Origin of the sequence: Flavobacterium phragmitis (assembly GCF_900112575.1) — a bacterium.
GTDB classification, from domain to species: domain Bacteria; phylum Bacteroidota; class Bacteroidia; order Flavobacteriales; family Flavobacteriaceae; genus Flavobacterium; species Flavobacterium phragmitis.
The window spans coordinates 1-18,186 of sequence record NZ_FOMH01000006.1; the positions used below are offsets into that span (position 1 = coordinate 1).

The following is an 18,186-nucleotide window of genomic DNA, read 5'->3' on the forward strand; positions in this document are numbered from 1 at the left end:
GCTGCAACAGTCGGTGCCGATGGTGTCGGGTTTACCGTAATTGTAGCAGTAACCGATAACGCACGGTTACAAGTCCCATTACTAACATTTGTTAAATTTAAAGTAGAATTGGCAGTTACATTTGATATTGTAACTGTAGCCTTTCCATCAGTTCCTATTGTAGCGGTTCCGGAAGCAGCTCCTGTATAAGTAACAACATTTCCTTGCGTACCTGATATTGTAAAAATAGCATTCGAGCCTGAACAAACAGGGCTATTTGTGCTAAGTGTAGCTGCAACTGGTAAAGCATTGGCTGTTACTGTTGCTGTAGCAGTATTATTACCTGTCGGATCATCCACATTAGATGATGTAATTGTTGCTGTGTTGGCATAAGTTCCAGAATCTTTAACCGTTCCAGTTATTGTAAGAACAGCACTTGCTCCACTATCTAAACCAGAAATTGTCCAAACTCCGGTACTACTGTCATAAGTAGTCCCAGTTGGAGCTACTGAAGAAACGTAAGTATATCCTGAAGGAAGTTTATCTGTTACCGAAACACCTTCTGCGTTGGATGGCCCTAAATTTTTAGCCGTTACAGTAAAAACAATATTTGATCCAACACACTGGCTGGAAACATTCACCTTATTTTCCACTGCAACATCACTACAAAGCGTAACTGTAATAGGAGTAGATTGCGAACTAACACCACAAGACAATGTTGATGTTACAGTATAAGTTCCTGTTTTAGTAACTGTTATAGAATTTAAAACTTGTCCTGAAATAACTGTACCATTATAACGCCACACATATGGCGCAAAACCAGGATCTGTAGTTAATGTCGCTGATTGTTTTAGACAACCAGCTACCCCAATATAAGTTTCTTTGGGAGCAGATGGCTGTTGTGCAAAGTTTGAAAAAAATGCAGCCATCGAATAACCATTACCTTGTTGCGCTATAGAAACTGTAAGCTTTGAATCACTATTAAGAGAAATTGTATTAGGATTTCCAATTTTATCTCTATTAAAGTCTATTATATACCAGCCCGTTGTCCCTAATTGACGTCGGTTAGTCCCCATAGTCTGTTCCAGATCAGTACCATTAAGGAAAACCTTATTCGAAGCACTTTTTAATAATACATAAGCAAAATAATCTAATGAGGCATTGGTATATCCTTTAAAAGCTGAAGTTTCAACAAAAATAGATCCTCCACATTCTGAAACTGGCGCAATTGTAGAAATATCTACTTCACAACCATCAGCTGTACCGGAATAAACCGCAACGTTATTGTTCGCTGAAATTCTTGATGAAGTAAATTGCGTGCCAGAAACACCGTTTTTAAAAGTATAATACTCCCCAGCATTTCGTGATACTGTTACAGGCGAACCTACTTCATTACCATTAGTAGCATTATAAGTATTTATTGTTATTGTTGTCCCATCTTTGGTTGCTACAACAGTTGTTTGCTCAGCAGTATCATTACCTTTCCCTCTTTCAAGGAAATATTCTTTCCCTAAAACAGATACTGGTGGTAATTGATCAAACGTTCCATCCCCGCACGCCACTGGAGTATCTATTCGTACACCAGTATTCATCACAACTGGCCCTGAAGTCTCAACCAAAGAACCAATCGTTGCATTAAACAAATAACTTTGTCCAGCTCCTAATGTGGTTACCACACTTCCATTTACTTTTACTTGTGTATTATTACCAATTGCCATTACACTGTAAAATGGTCGTTCTTGGTCAGATGTTCCCATATTACGATAATACCCAACTCGAAATTCCACACCTATACCTGCATCACCGAAACTAGTCAATGAGGCATTACCTTTAATATTAGAGTCGCCACCACTTCCTATTGCATCAGACGCAATATTTCTTAAATTTACAGAAATAGCTCCGCCATTAGTAGTACTTGTAACTATTATACCTCTATCATTATAAACAGTACCAGCACTATTATAAGTTAAAGCGGCAGTATTAGGATCTCCAACAAATCTATAAACTGCAGGAGCTCCTTTTACAGTAGTAAGAGAAGATGAACTAATTGTTGTACCATCTTTTGTCAAACTTACAGCACTACCGTCACTTTTGGTTATAGTAAAAGTAACAGGGCTTGTAGAATTAGTAGCAATAACAATTTCATTTGCCCTACTAAAATATTGCCATGGTGCTGGAGCAATATAATGTTTCGTAAAAAACTGAGCTGAAGCATTATAACTAATGAATAACAAAGAAAAAACAAGAAAAATTAGTCTAAAAAATTTAGACTGATTAAAAGTAAAGTTACGCATAGACAACTTGAGTTTGTGGAACAGAAATATAAGACGCTGAAAAACTGATGATCGTTTTTAGCATATAGGTGAAATACGAAAAATTGTAAAAATTGGATTTTGATTGGCTGAAAAAAGTTTTTTCAACACCGAAAAAGTAAAGTTTTACCATAAGCCTTTCATAGCACAAGACTAACATAAACAGTCGTCTCAGGATTAAATTAGTAGTTTTGGAGGTACGAAAGTATAGGAAAGACTAGGTTTCCGACGATATTAGTCGACAAAATGCAAAGAAAGTCGTCGAACAACATAATTTAACAAGTGTTCATAACTTTGTGATGTTAAAAACGTAAAGATTTGACAATGAAGAGTTCATAATTTCTTAAAGAATTATGAATAAATCAAATTCTTACAGAAAACATTGACAAAAAATCAAAAATTGTAAGATTTAAAAATAAGCTTTAACTTACAATAAAAGCGCAATGTGTTGAAATATAAATATTTAAAAAATTAATCTAAAAATTTAATATTACGTTTAAGTCCCTCAAATTTTGTTCTTTTGATTGGAGAGTTTTTAAAAACAAGTTTAAATGTTTCTTCTGTTATTTCAATCCAGTCTTTTTTTGTAAAAGAGAGTAAATCTGGATTAGGGTTAAATAAAGGTTCTGAATGAGATTTAGAAAATCGATTCCATGGGCAGACATCTTGGCAAGTATCGCAACCAAACATCCAATCATCAAATTTTCCCTTCATTTCGTGAGGAATATTTTCTTTTAATTCAATAGTATAGTAAGATATACATTTGCTTCCATCTACCACATAGGGTGCAACAATTGCTTGGGTTGGACATGCATCGATACAAGCTGTACAGCTTCCGCAATGATCTGTTACCGCATGATCATATTCTAAATCTAAATCAATGATAAGTTCGGCTATAAAGTAAAAAGAGCCTACTTTCTGAGTAATTAAATTGCTGTTTTTCCCTATCCATCCTAAACCGCTTTTTGCTGCCCAAGCCTTATCTAAAACCGGAGCCGAATCAACAAAAGCACGTCCTGAAACTTCGCCAATATTCTCTTGAATTGAGTGTAAAAATTCTTTTAATTTATCCTTAATCACAAAATGGTAATCTTGTCCGTAAGCATATTTTGAAATTTTAAAACTCTCTTCATTTTGAACTGAATCTGGATAATAATTAAGCAAAAGAGAAACCACACTTTTACCATCATCAACCAATAAAGTAGGATCCAAACGTTTGTCGAAATGATTCGCCATATAGGCCATCTGACCATTATAGTTGTTGTTTAGCCATTTTTCGAGCCTTGGTGCTTCTTGTTCGAGAAATCCAGCCTTGGATATTCCACAAGAAAGAAAACCAAGTCTTTTAGCTTCAGCTTTTATAAACTTTGTATATTTCTCTTTAGAATCAATCATTATCTCTCAGAAAAAACAACTTTTACACCAACAGGTTTTAAGGTAATTAGTGTATTAAAATTAACATCGGTTCCAACTGAAGTAATCTTATATTTTTTTATAATATAAGAAACAGCCAAACACATTTCGTAAATAGCAAAACCAGCACCGATACACATTCTTGGTCCAGCACCAAAAGGATAGAAATACTGCATCGAATGTTTTTTTTGTTCTCCTAAAAAACGTTCAGGAATGAACATATGAGGATTATTCCAATATTTAGGATTTCGATGTAATTCATAAAAAGAAACCCCGATTAAAGTCCCCTCTTTTATATTAAATCCAGCCAAAGTATCATCTTCAACATTCTGACGATCTGTAATCCAAGCTGGAGGATACAAGCGCATTGATTCGTTTAAAACGGCATTTGTATAGGTCATTTTTTGAAGTTGTTCAACAACGTTATCAGTTTCAGATTCAATCATTAAAATTTCTTCTAAAACCTGTTGCTGCACTTCGGGATTATTACCTAACAAGTACAAAGTAAAAGTTAGGGCATTAGCAGTTGTTTCATGTCCCGCAATAAATAGGATTTTTATTTCGTCTATTAATTGTTCTACAGACATTCCTTCACCAGTATCTTCATATCTGGTTTCCAATAGCATATTAAGCAAATCATTAAATTCCTCTTTTGAAGCATTTCTAACCTCAATAATTTCTCTGATAATGTTATTATTTTCTTCTGCTAATTGGAGATGTTTTTTTACTTGCCCGCTAATAGAAAACCACCAAGCTTTATGTGGAAGTCTAATTTCTTTAATCAAAAAGTTTTGAACTTCTTCAATAATGAATTTTATTCGATTTAGCTTTTCATCTGATATTGAAAACTCAAATAGAGATTTGGCTACAACATTAAATGCTAGCTCACTCATTACAGGAAAAAGATTCATTTCTTCATCAGTTTTAATCTGATCTAACTCTGAAATAATGGTTGCTTTCATATTTTCAACCAACTGATTCATTTTTTGTTTATGAAAAGCTGGCTGAATAAGTCTTCTCTGTTTCAACCAAAAATCGCCATCAACAGTTAAAAGTCCCTTTCCAAGATATTTCGAAAGATAAAAAGATTGAAATTTAGATTTATGATAGTTCTTTTGATTCTTTTGTAGAATATACTGAGCTACTTCATTGTCTCGCGACAAAATAATATGCCTTGAACTTCCAATTTTGATAGAAAAAGAATCCCCAAACTTTCTGAAATATTTCTCATGGTAAGGTATAGGATTTCTTCGGACTCCTTCTGCATCCAAAAAGAATCTAAGAATAGAAAGTTTTGGCGGGTAATTATATTTTGTTTTAAAAGGCATTTTACTTAAATTAAAACAACTCCCCCTGATTGTTCATATTTATCTTTCCGAGATGTTTATAAGCTTTATCCGTCACTTCTCTTCCGCGCGGTGTACGCATAATAAATCCCTCTTGAATCAAGAAAGGTTCATAAACTTCTTCAATCGTTTCACTACTTTCAGATACGGCAGTCGCCAAAGTAGAAAGACCAACTGGTCCACCCTTAAATTTATTAATGATAGTCAATAATATCTTATTATCCATTTCATCAAGACCGTGGGCATCTACATTCAATGCTCTTAGTGCATACTTAGAAATTTCAAGGTCTATAGTTCCATTACCCTTTATCTGTGCAAAGTCTCTAACTCTTCTCAATAAAGCATTAGCAATACGAGGAGTTCCACGACTACGACCAGCAATTTCAATAGCGGCTTCAAGATCAATAGGCATTTTTAATATACCTGCACTTCGTTCAACAATTGTTGTTAAAAGTTCAGTAGAATAATATTGTAAACGAGAAGAAATTCCAAAACGCGCTCTCATCGGAGCAGTCAATAATCCTGAACGAGTTGTAGCTCCAATAAGCGTGAATGGATTCAAATTGATTTGAACCGTTCTGGCATTTGGCCCCGATTCAATCATAATATCAATCTTGAAATCCTCCATAGCCGAATACAAATACTCCTCAACAACTGGACTTAACCGATGGATCTCATCAATGAATAAAACATCTCTTTCATCTAAGTTTGTCAGCAAACCAGCCAAATCGCCAGGTTTATCCAATACAGGACCAGAAGTAATTTTAATACCAACCTGCAACTCATTGGCTAAAATATTTGCCAGTGTAGTTTTTCCTAAACCTGGAGGACCATGAAAAAGGGCATGGTCAAGCGCTTCTCCACGTTGATTAGCTGCGGCAACAAAGACTTTCAAATTTTCCAAAACTTGATCTTGTCCGGCAAAATCATCAAATGACAGCGGACGCAATCTTTTTTCAAGATCTAATTCTTCTGAGTTGTATCCTTTTGTTGTAGGATCAAGATTTTCATTCATCCCACAAAGATATATAAACTAATCAGTTTCTAAAATAGTTAAACTGAACGATTAAAACTTTAACTAAACAAAAAAGGCCGTCATTTCTGACAGCCTTCGATTATTTTTAGTGGTGTAAAACTTCTTCACCTTCTTTCATTGGTACATTTTGAGGAACAAAATCTACATCGTGATTAGGGTTACTGTAGTCATACGGCCAACGATATACGTGAGGAATTTCTCCTGGCCAGTTTCCGTGAATATGCTCAACTGGTGTAGTCCACTCTAAAGTTGTAGATTTCCATGGGTTCTGAACTGCTTTCTTACCATAGAAAATACTGCTAAAGAAGTTGTATAAGAATACTAACTGGAACGCACCTCCTACAAGAGCAAATGTTGTAATTAAAACATTCACATTTTGTAAATCATCAAATAATGGGAAGTTTGTATTAGTATAGTAACGTCTTGGTAAACCAGCTAATCCGATAAAGTGCATTGGGAAGAAAACTCCATAAGCACAAACTGCAGTTACCCAGAAGTGGATGTAACCTAAGTTTTTGTTTAACATTCTTCCATACATTTTAGGGAACCAGTGGTAAATACCAGCAAACATTCCATAAAGTGCAGAGATACCCATTACTAAGTGAAAGTGAGCAATTACAAAGTACGTATCGTGAACGTTAATATCCAAGGTACTATCTCCTAAAATAATTCCTGTTAAACCTCCAGTGATGAAAGTAGAAACCATTCCGATAGAGAATAACATCGCTGGGTTGAATTGTAAGTTACCTTTCCATAAAGTTGTAATCCAGTTAAATGCTTTTACAGCAGAAGGGATTGCAATCAATAAAGTTGTGAAAGTAAATACAGATCCTAAGAAAGGATTCATCCCAGAAATAAACATGTGGTGACCCCAAACGATAGTTGATAAGAATGCAATTGCAAGAACTGACATAATCATCGCTCTGTAACCGAAAATTGGTTTACGAGCATTTGTTGCCATAATTTCTGAAACAAGACCCATCGCTGGTAAGATTACGATGTAAACCTCAGGGTGACCTAAGAACCAGAATAAGTGCTCAAACAATACAGGAGAACCTCCTTGGTAGTGTAAAACCTCTCCTGCAATATAAATGTCAGATAAGAAGAATGAAGTTCCAAAACTTCTATCAAAAATCAATAATAATGCAGCAGATAATAATACTGGGAATGAAATAACACCAATAATAGCTGTTACGAAAAATGTCCAGATTGTAAGAGGAAGTCTAGTCATAGACATTCCTTTAGTTCTTAAGTTAAGTACAGTAACAATGTAATTTAAAGATCCCATCAATGAAGATGCGATGAAAATAGCCATAGAAACTAACCATAATGTCATACCTGTTCCAGATCCAGGAATCGCTTGTGGTAAAGCACTTAATGGAGGGTAGATTGTCCATCCTGCAGAAGCTGGACCAGCTTCAACAAATAAAGAACATAACATTACAACAGCAGACAAGAAAAATAACCAATATGAAATCATATTCATGAATCCAGAAGCCATATCTCGTGCTCCAATCTGAAGTGGAATAAGTAAGTTACTAAAAGTCCCACTCAAACCAGCCGTCAGTACAAAGAATACCATGATGGTACCGTGAATTGTAACCAAAGCTAAATAAATATCATTTGCCATTACACCATCAGGTGCAAATTTATCTCCTAATAAAACATTAAATATCTTAAAAGACTCTTCTGGCCACGCCAATTGCATTCTAAAAAGCAAGGACATTGCAATACCAATTACTCCCATAACAATACCGGTAATCAAGTATTGTTTAGCAATCATTTTGTGATCAATACTAAAAATATATTTAGTAATGAACGTGTCTTTATGATGATGTTCGTGCTCGTGATCGTGTCCGTGATCGTGATCGTGCGCTTCTGCTGACATATATGTGTACTTTAAATTTTCTAAATAATATTTTATTTCATTGCCACTTTAGCTACAGCTGCTTTAACAGTATCAACAACAGCTTTAACTGTGTCGATTACTTTAGCAGTAGAGTCTGTAGTTGGTGCAGCTCCTTCAGCTGGTTTCTCAGCAGCTTTTGCAGCTGCGATATCCTGTGCTAAAGTAGTTTTTTCACTTAACCATTTTTTATAGTCTTCTGGAGTATCTACAACAACCTTCATTTGCATATTGTAGTGTGAAGCTCCACAAATTTTATTACATAATAATAAATAATCAAATGTGTAAGGATCTAAAGCTGTTCCTCCTTTTGCAACTAATTCAATACTTTTTTCAGCTCTAAGTTTGTTGATGTTTGCAACTTTCTCAACCATAAATGGCAACTCTCTGTATTCAGCAGTAGTATAAGTTGGAACAAAAGCAAATTCAGTAACCATACCCGGAACACAGTTCATTTGTGCTCTAAAGTGAGGAAAGTAAGCAGAGTGCAATACATCCTGAGAACGCATTTTAAAGTGAACTTTTTTACCTTTAGGGATGTGCAATTCTGAAACTACAATATCATCTTGAGCATTAGGATCAGACATGTCAACTCCTAATGTATTAACTCCTTCAATTAAACGAACGTTAGCTTTACCTAAAACATTGTCTTGTCCAGCATATCTAGCTGTCCATTTAAATTGTTGAGCGTATAATTCGATTTCGATTACATCTTCATCTTTATCAACAAACATAATGTTATTCCAAGCATACAATCCATAAAGGATCAAACAAGCCAAAACAACAGATGGGATAATACTCCAGATAGCTTCAAGTTTATTACTATCAGCAAAGAACAATGCTTTTCTATCTTTATTTCCTCTATTTTTAAAAGAAAACCAGTAAAGCAAACCTTGCGTAATAACCTGAACTGTAAAGATTAAAACCCAAGTAATATTCATTAAATTATCTACTAAACCGCCGTGCTCAGAAGCAGGAGTATGAAGTACCAAATTACCCCATTTTAGTAAACCATAAATCGTAAATATATAAATGAAAGCTAAAAAGCCAAACATAATATATCCCTGAACGTTATTGTCATTATCTGATGCAACCTGAGAATCATCAGAAGATGCTCCTACCTGAGTAAGATCAAATATCTTCGTCAATTGCCATAATGCAACCGCTAATAAAACTAAAACTATAATTACCAACAAACTTGTCATCTGTTTACTTCTTTAAATATTAATAATGAAAATGTTTACTTTCTTCGATGAAAGGATTTCTTTTTGCAAGCAAAGGAGATTTAGTTAATGCAGTAAATACAACAAATATAAATAAACCTAAGAAGAAAAGAATCGATGCAATTTCAGGAACTCCAATAAACCATTTGTCTCCTACTGTACCAGGCATAATCATATTAAAGAAATCAACATAATGTCCTAATAATATTACAATACCTGCCATTACAACAACCCAGTTAAGACGTTTGAAGTCAGTATTTATTAATATTAATAATGGGAAAACAAAGTTCATAACAACCGCTCCAAAGAAAGGAAGGTTATATAATTGAATTCTTGTTACAAAATAAGTTACCTCTTCTGGGATGTTTGCATACCAGATTAACATAAACTGAGAGAACCATAAATAAGTCCAGAATACACTGATACCAAACATGAATTTAGCTAAATCATGAATATGGCTGTTATTTACATACTCTAAATATCCTTTAGATTTTAAGTAGATTGTAACCAAAGCTATAGTTGTAATACCACTTACAAAGAAAGAAGCGAATACATACCAAGCAAACAAAGTACTGAACCAATGTGGATCAAAAGACATAATCCAATCCCAAGCCATGATAGACTCAGAAACGATAAAGAACACTAAGAACCCAGCAGAAGCTTTGAAATTCTTTTTGTAGTAAAGATCATCATTAGCCTCATCTTGAGCTAAGCAGTTCTTTCTAGAAAAATGACGGTAGATATTCCATCCTAATAAAAAGATAAAAGCTCTTACAATCCAGAATGGGAAATTTAAATATCCTGATTTTCCAGCAATGATAGCATCATAATTTGGGCTTTTAGGATCTGTTACACCTTCACCTAACCATACGAAGATATGATTAAAATGTAGTCCACATAAAACTAAAATAATAAAGAAAACTACAGAACCAGCTGGTAAATAAGCTGTTATACCTTGCATTACTCTAAATAAGACTGGAGACCAACCTGCTTGAGCAACTTGTTGAATAGCATAAAAAGCTAAAACCCCCATTGAAAGTAGTAAAAAGAAAATACAAGCTACATATACTGCAGACCAAGGCTTATTTTGCAATTGGTGCAATACATGCTCTAAATGTTTTTCGTGCTCATTTGCACCAGAAACTTCAGCATGTCCTGCTGCCTTGTGAGCATCATGCGATGCTTCAGCAGATTCATGATGACCTGCTTCTTTCTGAGATGCCTCCGCTTTTTCTTCATGCGCAGCACCATGAGAACCATGTTCATCTGCAGCTAGTATTTTTTCAACTTCTTGAATATCTTTTGGCGCACTTAAAAAACCATACCCAATTCCTAATAAACCAACGGCCATTAAGATAAAAGAAAAAGTTTTTAATTTACTTGAAAATGTATACATATCTATTACGATCAGTTTGTTCAACAATTATAATTGGCTTTTTAGTTTCAGAACATAGTCAGCAACTAACCAACGTTCGTGAGCACTTAATTGATTTGCATGTGAACCCATTGCATTTAAACCATAAGTCTCAACGTGAAAGATACTTCCTTCAGTGATCTCTCTGTCTTTATAGCTAGGTACTCCAAGAAATTTCTCTCTTTCAACCAATTTACCTTTACCGTTACCAGTTGCACCATGGCAGCTGATACAGTAAATTTCGAAAAGTTCTTTCCCTTTTCCAGAATTTTTTTCTTCTTCTGTTAAAGGCGATTTCAAATTAGCTTTCGCTGCTTCGTAACCAGCAGTTGAATTTTCATATTCATAAGGTTCAAAACCTCTATTGATAGTTCCTGCAACAGGAAGCTGTCCTTCTTTTCCTCCTTTAAATACTTTAGCTTCTGTATATGGCTCGTAAGCTACAGACTCATACATATTAGGGAAATACTGATAGTTTGGTGCCGAATTATTGTGGCAAGATGAAACTAAAATAGTTAAACCAACTAATAGTGTTATTTTATATATCTTTTTCATAGCTACAATTAATTCTTTTCAATTACTTTAACTTCAACAGCTCCAGTTCCTTCAAAGAAAGATACTAACTCTGCTTCGTTATCATTTACTGCAACTTCCATTAAGAAATGGTCATCAGTTGTTCTTACATCTGGATTTTCAGCTTCTTTGAAAGGCCATAATCTACTTCTCATATAAAAAGTAATTACCATTAAGTGAGCTGCAAAAAACACAGTCATCTCAAACATAATCGGCACAAAAGATGGCATATTTTGGATAAAACTAAAACTTGGTTTACCTCCAATATCCTGTGGCCAGTCATGAATCATGATGTATCCCATCATTGTTGTTGCAACAGAAATACCAACACATCCATATAAAAAAGCACATATTGCTAATCTTGTTGGTGCTAATCCCATGGCTTTATCCAATCCGTGAACTGGGAATGGAGTAAAAACCTCTTCAATATGATGATGAGCAGCTCTAGTTTTCTTTACTGCATTCATCAAAACGTCATCGTCATTATAAATGGCGTATATAACTTTATTACTCATGATGTGAATCTTTACTGTTTGCTCTTTCTCTAATATAATTATCTCCTGTTCCTTTCAAAATTGTTTTAACCTCTGCCTGAGCAATCACAGGGAATGTTCTAGAGTACAATAAAAACAATACGAAGAAGAAACCAATTGTTCCAATGAAAATTCCGATATCAACAAATGTTGGTGAGAACATTGTCCAAGAAGATGGAAGGTAATCTCTATGTAAAGAAGTAACAATAATTACGAATCTTTCGAACCACATTCCGATGTTTACTACAATCGAAATGATGAATGAGAACATGATACTAGTTCTTAATTTTTTAAACCACATGAACTGAGGAGAGAACACGTTACATGTCATCATCGACCAATATGCCCACCAGTAAGGTCCAGTAGCTCTGTTTAAGAATGCATATTGCTCATACTCTACTCCTGAATACCAAGCTACGAATAACTCAGTGATGTAAGCTACACCAACAATAGATCCAGTAATCATGATAATGATGTTCATTAACTCGATATGCTGTAATGTGATGTATGCTTCAAGGTTAGATACTTTTCTCATAACGATCAACAAGGTATTTACCATCGCGAATCCAGAGAAAACCGCTCCAGCAACGAAGTATGGAGGGAAAATTGTTGTATGCCATCCAGGAATTACAGAAGTAGCAAAGTCCATAGATACAATTGTGTGTACAGAAAGTACAAGTGGAGTAGCTAAACCAGCTAATACTAAAGATACTTCTTCAAAACGTTGCCAGTCTTTTGCTCTACCGCTCCATCCAAAACTTAAGATAGAATAAACTCTTTTGTTAAAAGGAGTAATAGCTCTATCACGAAGCATTGCAAAGTCAGGTAACAAACCAGTCCACCAGAAAACTAATGATACCGAAAGATACGTTGAAATCGCGAATACGTCCCAAAGTAAAGGTGAGTTAAAGTTTACCCATAAAGATCCAAATTGGTTTGGAATAGGTAATACCCAATATGCTAACCATGGACGTCCCATGTGAATGATTGGGAAAAGACCTGCTTGAACTACAGAGAAAATAGTCATAGCTTCTGCAGAACGGTTGATGGCCATTCTCCAACGTTGACGGAAAAGTAATAATACCGCAGAAATTAATGTTCCAGCGTGACCAATACCAACCCACCAAACGAAGTTAGTAATATCCCAAGCCCAGCCAACTGTTTTATTTAATCCCCATGTTCCGATACCGGTAGATACGGTGTAAATTATACAACCTAACCCCCAAAGGAAGGCTATTAATGCGATTGAAAATACAATCCACCATTGCTTGTTTGCAGGCCCCTCAACAGGTGCAGCTACATCTACAGTTACATCGTGATAAGATTTATCACCTATAACTAAAGGTTTTCTAATGGGTGCTTCGTAGTGAGACGACATAATCCTTTATATTGTTTCTTAATTAATAATTTTACTAAGTATTTCTAACTTTAACATGGTAAACCACATTAGGTTTTGTACCTACATGCTCTAATAAGTGGTATGATCTTTCGTCAGCCACTAATTTAGCGACTTTACTTTCTTTATCATTTACATCACCAAATATCATCGCTCCTGAAGAACAAGCACTAGAACAAGCTGTTTGGAATTCACCATCTCTTACTGGACGGCCTTCGTTTTTAGCTTTTAATTTAGTAGCTTGTGTCATTTGGATACACATAGAACATTTCTCCATAACACCACGAGAACGTACGTTAACGTCAGGATTAAGAACCATACGTCCTAAATCATCGTTCATATGATAATCGAACTCGCTGTTTTTGTTGTATAAGAACCAGTTAAAACGACGTACTTTATATGGACAGTTGTTTGCACAGTAACGAGTACCAACACATCTGTTGTAAGCCATATGATTTTGACCTTCACGACCATGAGAAGTTGCAGCAACAGGACAAACCGTTTCACAAGGTGCGTGGTTACAGTGCTGACACATTACAGGTTGGAAAGCAACTTGAGGATTATCTCCTGCTTTTTCCATTTCATTAAATGTAGATAATGAACTAGATAAACCAGCAATTCCTTCTTTTCTTTCATTATCACCTTCAAAAGTGCTTTCAGAAGAGTAGTATCTATCGATACGTAACCAGTGCATATCACGGCTTCTTCTTACCTCTGCTTTACCTACAACAGGAACGTTGTTCTCAGCGTGACAAGCGATAACGCAAGCTCCACATCCAGTACAAGCATTTAAGTCAATTGAAAGATTGAAGTGGTGACCAGTTGTACGATCAAATGATTCCCAAAGATCTACAGTAGTAGCCTCTACTTCTTGGTGATCTAAAGATACCATTGGTTTTTCATTCCAATGTTCAGCATCTTTAGTATTGAATATTTCTAAAGTAGTTTCTTTAATAATATCTCCTCTACCCATTAAAGTTTTCTGACCTTGAACACAAGCGAATTCGTGTACTCCACCAGCCTTAACGATAGACACAGATTGAACATTATTGAAACCTTTATATAAAGCGTAAGCGTTTAAACCTACTTGCATTTCTTCTTTAAGAGCAGCTTTACGTCCATAACCAAGAGCTAGACCTAAAGTACCAACTGCTTGACCTGGCTGAACAATAACTGGAACATTTTCTAATTTAGCTCCGTCTACTGTAATAGTAGCATAGCTACCATTTAAACCTCCGTTTGCAACAATTTCGTTAGTCAAACCAAGTTTTTTAGCATCTGCATTAGAAACTGTTACATAGTTATCCCAAGAAACTCTCGTGATTGGATCTGGAAACTCTTGCAACCATGGGTTGTTAGCATGTTGCCCATCTCCTAATCCTGTTTTAGTATATAATACTAATTCAAAATCACCTGCAGATTTAGATTTTGCAACAGCATTTGCAGCAGTAGCAGCATCAATAGCTCCTCCTGATAATGCTGAAGTTCCCAAAACAGCTACACCATCGTGTAATACTTTATTCCAAGAAGCACCTGCAGTATAAGCTCCAGAATTTGCTTTTAAGTAGTCATAATAAGTACCTGCAGTACCGTTTACTGACAATAAAACATCTTGAAATTGTTTTGTATTGAAGATAGGACGAATTGTAGGCTGAGTTAAGCTATATGTTCCGCTTGTAAGCTCAAGATCTCCCCAAGACTCTAAATAGTGAGGAGCTGGTGCAGCAATTGAAACAATCGATGCAGTCTCATCTTCTTTTAATGAAAATGCAACTGATGTTTTAACTTTTTTCAATCCAGATACAAAAGAAGCCGAATCAGCTAAAGTGTAAACTGGGTTAACTCCACTCATAATTAAAGTATGAACACTTCCTGCATTCAAATCTTTAACTAATTGCGCAACTGCAGCATTAGAACCTTTTCTAATTTGTCTTGCTCCAGCAGTACTAAAAGCTTCACTAGCCAATACTTGATTGATAGCTAAAACTAATAATTGAGCATTTTTATCTTCAATTCCAGATACTAAAACTCCTTTTGAACCAGCAGCTTTAAGCTGTTGCGCAGCTTTTACTACTTCAGTTTTAAAGTTTCCTTCTAAAGCTACAGGAACAGAAGCACCTACAACAATATTATAAATTTGAACTAAAGCTTGCTTTTGAGCAGCTACAGTCATTGGAACACGCTTATCAGCAGCAGCTCCAGATAATGTCATGTTTGATTCAAACTGAAAATGACGAGACATTTTTCCGTTTTGAGGAATGCGTCCTTGTGCATATCCAGCATCATATCCTCCACCTTGCCAGTCTCCTAAGAAATCAGCACCAACAGATACAATTAAAGAAGCTTTTGAAAAATCGTAATCAACTAAAGCTCTTTGACCATAAACAGCCTCAAAAGCATCTAAAGCTTCAGATGAAGAAACTGCATCATATACAACGTGCTTAGCGTTTGGATTTTTTGCAATAAATTCGCCAATTAATTTTTCTGTAGATGGACTAGCCAAAGTATTAGTTAATAACACTACTTGACCACCCTTAGCTTTAGCATCTGCTAAACTTGATTTGATTTTTAAATCAACAGCTGACCAAGAAGAATTTTGACCGTCTACTTTTGGCTCTTTCAAACGAGCGCTATCATACAGACCTAAGATAGATGCATGAATTCTAGCATTCGCAGAAAATTTAGCTCCAGCAATTGTATTGTTTTCAATTTTAATTGGACGACCCTCACGAGTTTTCACCAAAAGATTCGCAAAATCAAATCCATCAAAAACTGTTGTTGCATAGTAATCTGCAACACCAGGAATGATTTGCTCTGGTTGTAATACATAAGGGATAGACTTGTGAACCGGACCTTCGCAAGCAGCTAATGTTACAGCCGCCGTACTAAACCCTACGTACTTTAAAAAGTCACGACGTGAAGTTCCTGAAGTAGATAAAGCCTCAGCATTACCTAAAAACTCATCAGTAGGAATTTCTTCAACAAATTCGTTATTTCTAAGCGCCTCAACAATAGAGCTATTTTCTAGCTCCTCAACACTTTTCCAGTATTTTTTGTTTGATGACATTGTATATATATATTAAAATCTTAATAAATCGATTAATAGTGGCATTTACCACACTCTAAACCTCCCATTTGCGCTGCAGTTAATTTCTCTACACCGTATTTTTTAGAAAGTTCAGCATGAATTTTGTCATAGTAAGCATTACCTTCCATCTTAACATCAGTTTTTCTATGGCAATCAACACACCATCCCATTGTTAATTTAGAGTATTGCTTCATGATTTCAAATTCTTGTACTGGTCCGTGACAAGTTTGACATTCAATACCAGCAACAGAAACGTGTTGAGAGTGGTTGAAGTAAACGAAGTCAGGCAAGTTGTGAATACGAACCCATTTTACAGGCATTGTTTTTCCAGTATAAGCTTGTTTAGTCTTATCCCATCCAACAGCATCATATAATTTTTGGATTTGAGCATCATAGAACGCTTTGCTGTACTCAGGAGTAGCAGTAGTTTCAGCAACCTCAGAAATGTTTTTATGACAATTCATACAAACATTTAAAGAAGGAATACCAGCTGTTTTACTTACACGAGCAGCAGAGTGGCAATATTTACAATTGATCTCGTTATCTCCAGCGTGAATTTTGTGAGAGTAGTGAATTGGCTGAATTGGCTCATAATTTTGATCTACACCTACTTGCATTAAGTACCCGTAAACAAAATAACCACTAGCCAAAAGCAAGAAGATTGCAGTTACTAAAACCAAGAATTGATTTTTAGCGAAAGCTTTCCAAATTGGAAGCCTTGCTTCTTTTGGAGCAATCTCAATACCGTTTTTATTTGCAACTTTAGTTAAAACTTTGTTTACCATAAACAACATCACAACTAAAATAGCCATTACAAGAGCAAGAGCTCCTAAAATAATGTTATTTGAAATAGCACCATCCTGAACATTTGTTCCAGGAGGAGTTGCAGCACCTCCCGCAGCCACAGCAGGCTCAGCTTTAGGCTCAGAAGTATACGCTATAATGTTATCAATATCTCCTTCAGACAATTGAGGAAACGAAGTCATAACAGCTTTGTTATTTTCCTCAAAAAGTTTAACAGCAACAGGATCACCTGACTTAATCATGTCAGAACTGTTATGCACCCACTTGTAAATCCAAGCCATATCATGCTTAGAAGCAACTCCCCTTAAAGCAGGACCAGTTGATTTAGCATCTAATTTGTGACATGCAGCGCAATTTGCATTAAAAAGTTCCTTCCCTTTTACTGGATCACCGCCTCCTGCAGCCGGAGCAGCAGCAGCAGCCTCAGGCGCCGCCGGAGCAGCAGCATCTTGAGCAAATGAAGTTAGGGAGAAAATTAACGTTAGCGATAAGCCAAGCAGCAATTTTCTTGAGATCGAATTATGGTTACCCACCTTTTTCATATAGTATAAATAATTGTCTACTAATTTTTGGTATGATTTTTTCTGTACTAAATCCAGCAAAAACCTATACCCTCTTTTAAAACTTGCACAAAAATACGACTTATGAGCTATTCTCAAAACCTTAAAATAGTCTTAATTATCAATTTATATCAATTCTAAATAATATTAAAATTTTACACTCAAACTTTAAATAGTATTTTTGCATAAAAACCATCACATTATGAGAATTTTAAGTCCTTCTAAAAGCCTTTTATTAACAATTACAACGATTGCTTTTACACACAATATTAATGCTCAAGACCAAATTTTAACACTAAATCAAGATCCCAAATTTGAGCAATTATTAAACGAGAAGCGCAAAATTAACACGTCAATAAATACAAACGATACTTATAGAATCCAAATCTTCAGCGGCAAAAGCGATGAAGCCAAAAAGACACTTTCGGATTTTAAAAGAGAGAACCCAAGTATTGACGGAACCATCATTTTCAGCACTCCAAACTACAAAGTAATAGTTGGCAACTTCAAAACCAGAATTGAAGCTGAAAGGAATCTTGCCGAGATTAAAAACAGATACAAAAGTGTTTTCCTGCTTAAGCCTGGGAAATAATTTTTTTTCAA

At 35.4% G+C, this 18,186-nt stretch carries 12 protein-coding genes and 1 pseudogene; 1 reads left to right on the plus strand and 12 read right to left on the minus strand.

From position 1 onward, the window contains the following. The 12 genes and pseudogenes from BM289_RS11550 to BM289_RS11605 form a co-directional block, all read right to left on the minus strand. Positions 1-2,273 (minus strand): annotated as a pseudogene (locus BM289_RS11550) (DUF11 domain-containing protein); the annotation flags it as partial. 489 nt (positions 2,274-2,762) lie between these two features. After that, a complete protein-coding gene (gene queG / locus BM289_RS11555) occupies positions 2,763-3,686 on the minus strand; it encodes a tRNA epoxyqueuosine(34) reductase QueG (RefSeq protein ID WP_091493422.1) in 924 nt (307 codons plus the stop codon). Then, positions 3,686-5,032, minus strand: coding sequence for a cytochrome P450 (locus BM289_RS11560; RefSeq protein ID WP_091493425.1), 1,347 nt, complete (start codon positions 5,030-5,032; stop codon positions 3,686-3,688). Before BM289_RS11560 ends, queG begins: the two co-directional genes overlap by 1 nt. 10 nt (positions 5,033-5,042) lie before the next feature. Beyond that, positions 5,043-6,065, minus strand: coding sequence for a Holliday junction branch migration DNA helicase RuvB (ruvB, locus tag BM289_RS11565; protein WP_091493427.1), 1,023 nt, complete (start codon positions 6,063-6,065; stop codon positions 5,043-5,045). A gap of 106 nt (positions 6,066-6,171) precedes the next feature. Next, entirely contained in the window at positions 6,172-7,974 is a 1,803-nt protein-coding gene (locus BM289_RS11570) for a cytochrome c oxidase subunit I (protein WP_091493430.1), read from the minus strand. Between the two features lie 32 nt (positions 7,975-8,006). Continuing rightward, positions 8,007-9,197, minus strand: coding sequence for a cytochrome c oxidase subunit II (locus tag BM289_RS11575; RefSeq protein WP_091493433.1), 1,191 nt, complete (start codon positions 9,195-9,197; stop codon positions 8,007-8,009). Positions 9,198-9,216: 19 nt separating this feature from the next. Further along, positions 9,217-10,611, minus strand: coding sequence for a cation-translocating P-type ATPase (locus BM289_RS11580; protein WP_091493436.1), 1,395 nt, complete (start codon positions 10,609-10,611; stop codon positions 9,217-9,219). A 27-nt stretch (positions 10,612-10,638) separates the two neighbouring features. Further along, on the minus strand, positions 10,639-11,184 hold the full coding sequence (locus tag BM289_RS11585) for a c-type cytochrome (protein ID WP_091493439.1): 546 nt from the start codon (positions 11,182-11,184) through the stop codon (positions 10,639-10,641). An 8-nt stretch (positions 11,185-11,192) separates the two neighbouring features. Next, positions 11,193-11,717: a DUF3341 domain-containing protein gene (locus tag BM289_RS11590; protein ID WP_008466841.1), complete on the minus strand. Its 525-nt coding sequence runs from the start codon at positions 11,715-11,717 to the stop codon at positions 11,193-11,195. Beyond that, positions 11,710-13,113 (minus strand): NrfD/PsrC family molybdoenzyme membrane anchor subunit, encoded by a 1,404-nt coding sequence (gene nrfD, locus BM289_RS11595; protein WP_008466839.1) that lies wholly within the window; start codon positions 13,111-13,113, stop codon positions 11,710-11,712. The genes BM289_RS11590 and nrfD overlap by 8 nt, the downstream gene beginning before the upstream one ends. Before the next feature lie 34 nt (positions 13,114-13,147). Further along, on the minus strand, positions 13,148-16,198 hold the full coding sequence (locus BM289_RS11600) for a TAT-variant-translocated molybdopterin oxidoreductase (RefSeq protein WP_091493442.1): 3,051 nt from the start codon (positions 16,196-16,198) through the stop codon (positions 13,148-13,150). Positions 16,199-16,230: 32 nt separating this feature from the next. Then, positions 16,231-17,565, minus strand: a complete 1,335-nt coding sequence (locus BM289_RS11605; RefSeq protein WP_091494214.1) for a c-type cytochrome — start codon at positions 17,563-17,565, stop codon at positions 16,231-16,233. A gap of 220 nt (positions 17,566-17,785) precedes the next feature. Between BM289_RS11605 and BM289_RS11610 the strand changes: the two genes are divergently transcribed. Next, entirely contained in the window at positions 17,786-18,175 is a 390-nt protein-coding gene (locus BM289_RS11610; protein WP_091493445.1) for an SPOR domain-containing protein, read from the plus strand. The last annotated feature ends 11 nt before the right edge of the window (positions 18,176-18,186 follow it).

Coding starts and splice junctions, on each gene's coding strand:
- queG (WP_091493422.1), bottom strand. CDS start 3,686: ATGATTGATTCTAAAGAGAAATATACAAAGTTTATAAAAGCTGAAGCT.
- BM289_RS11560 (WP_091493425.1), bottom strand. CDS start 5,032: ATGCCTTTTAAAACAAAATATAATTACCCGCCAAAACTTTCTATTCTT.
- ruvB (WP_091493427.1), bottom strand. CDS start 6,065: ATGAATGAAAATCTTGATCCTACAACAAAAGGATACAACTCAGAAGAA.
- BM289_RS11570 (WP_091493430.1), bottom strand. CDS start 7,974: ATGTCAGCAGAAGCGCACGATCACGATCACGGACACGATCACGAGCAC.
- BM289_RS11575 (WP_091493433.1), bottom strand. CDS start 9,197: ATGACAAGTTTGTTGGTAATTATAGTTTTAGTTTTATTAGCGGTTGCA.
- BM289_RS11580 (WP_091493436.1), bottom strand. CDS start 10,611: ATGTATACATTTTCAAGTAAATTAAAAACTTTTTCTTTTATCTTAATG.
- BM289_RS11585 (WP_091493439.1), bottom strand. CDS start 11,184: ATGAAAAAGATATATAAAATAACACTATTAGTTGGTTTAACTATTTTA.
- BM289_RS11590 (WP_008466841.1), bottom strand. CDS start 11,717: ATGAGTAATAAAGTTATATACGCCATTTATAATGACGATGACGTTTTG.
- nrfD (WP_008466839.1), bottom strand. CDS start 13,113: ATGTCGTCTCACTACGAAGCACCCATTAGAAAACCTTTAGTTATAGGT.
- BM289_RS11600 (WP_091493442.1), bottom strand. CDS start 16,198: ATGTCATCAAACAAAAAATACTGGAAAAGTGTTGAGGAGCTAGAAAAT.
- BM289_RS11605 (WP_091494214.1), bottom strand. CDS start 17,565: ATGAAAAAGGTGGGTAACCATAATTCGATCTCAAGAAAATTGCTGCTT.
- BM289_RS11610 (WP_091493445.1), top strand. CDS start 17,786: ATGAGAATTTTAAGTCCTTCTAAAAGCCTTTTATTAACAATTACAACG.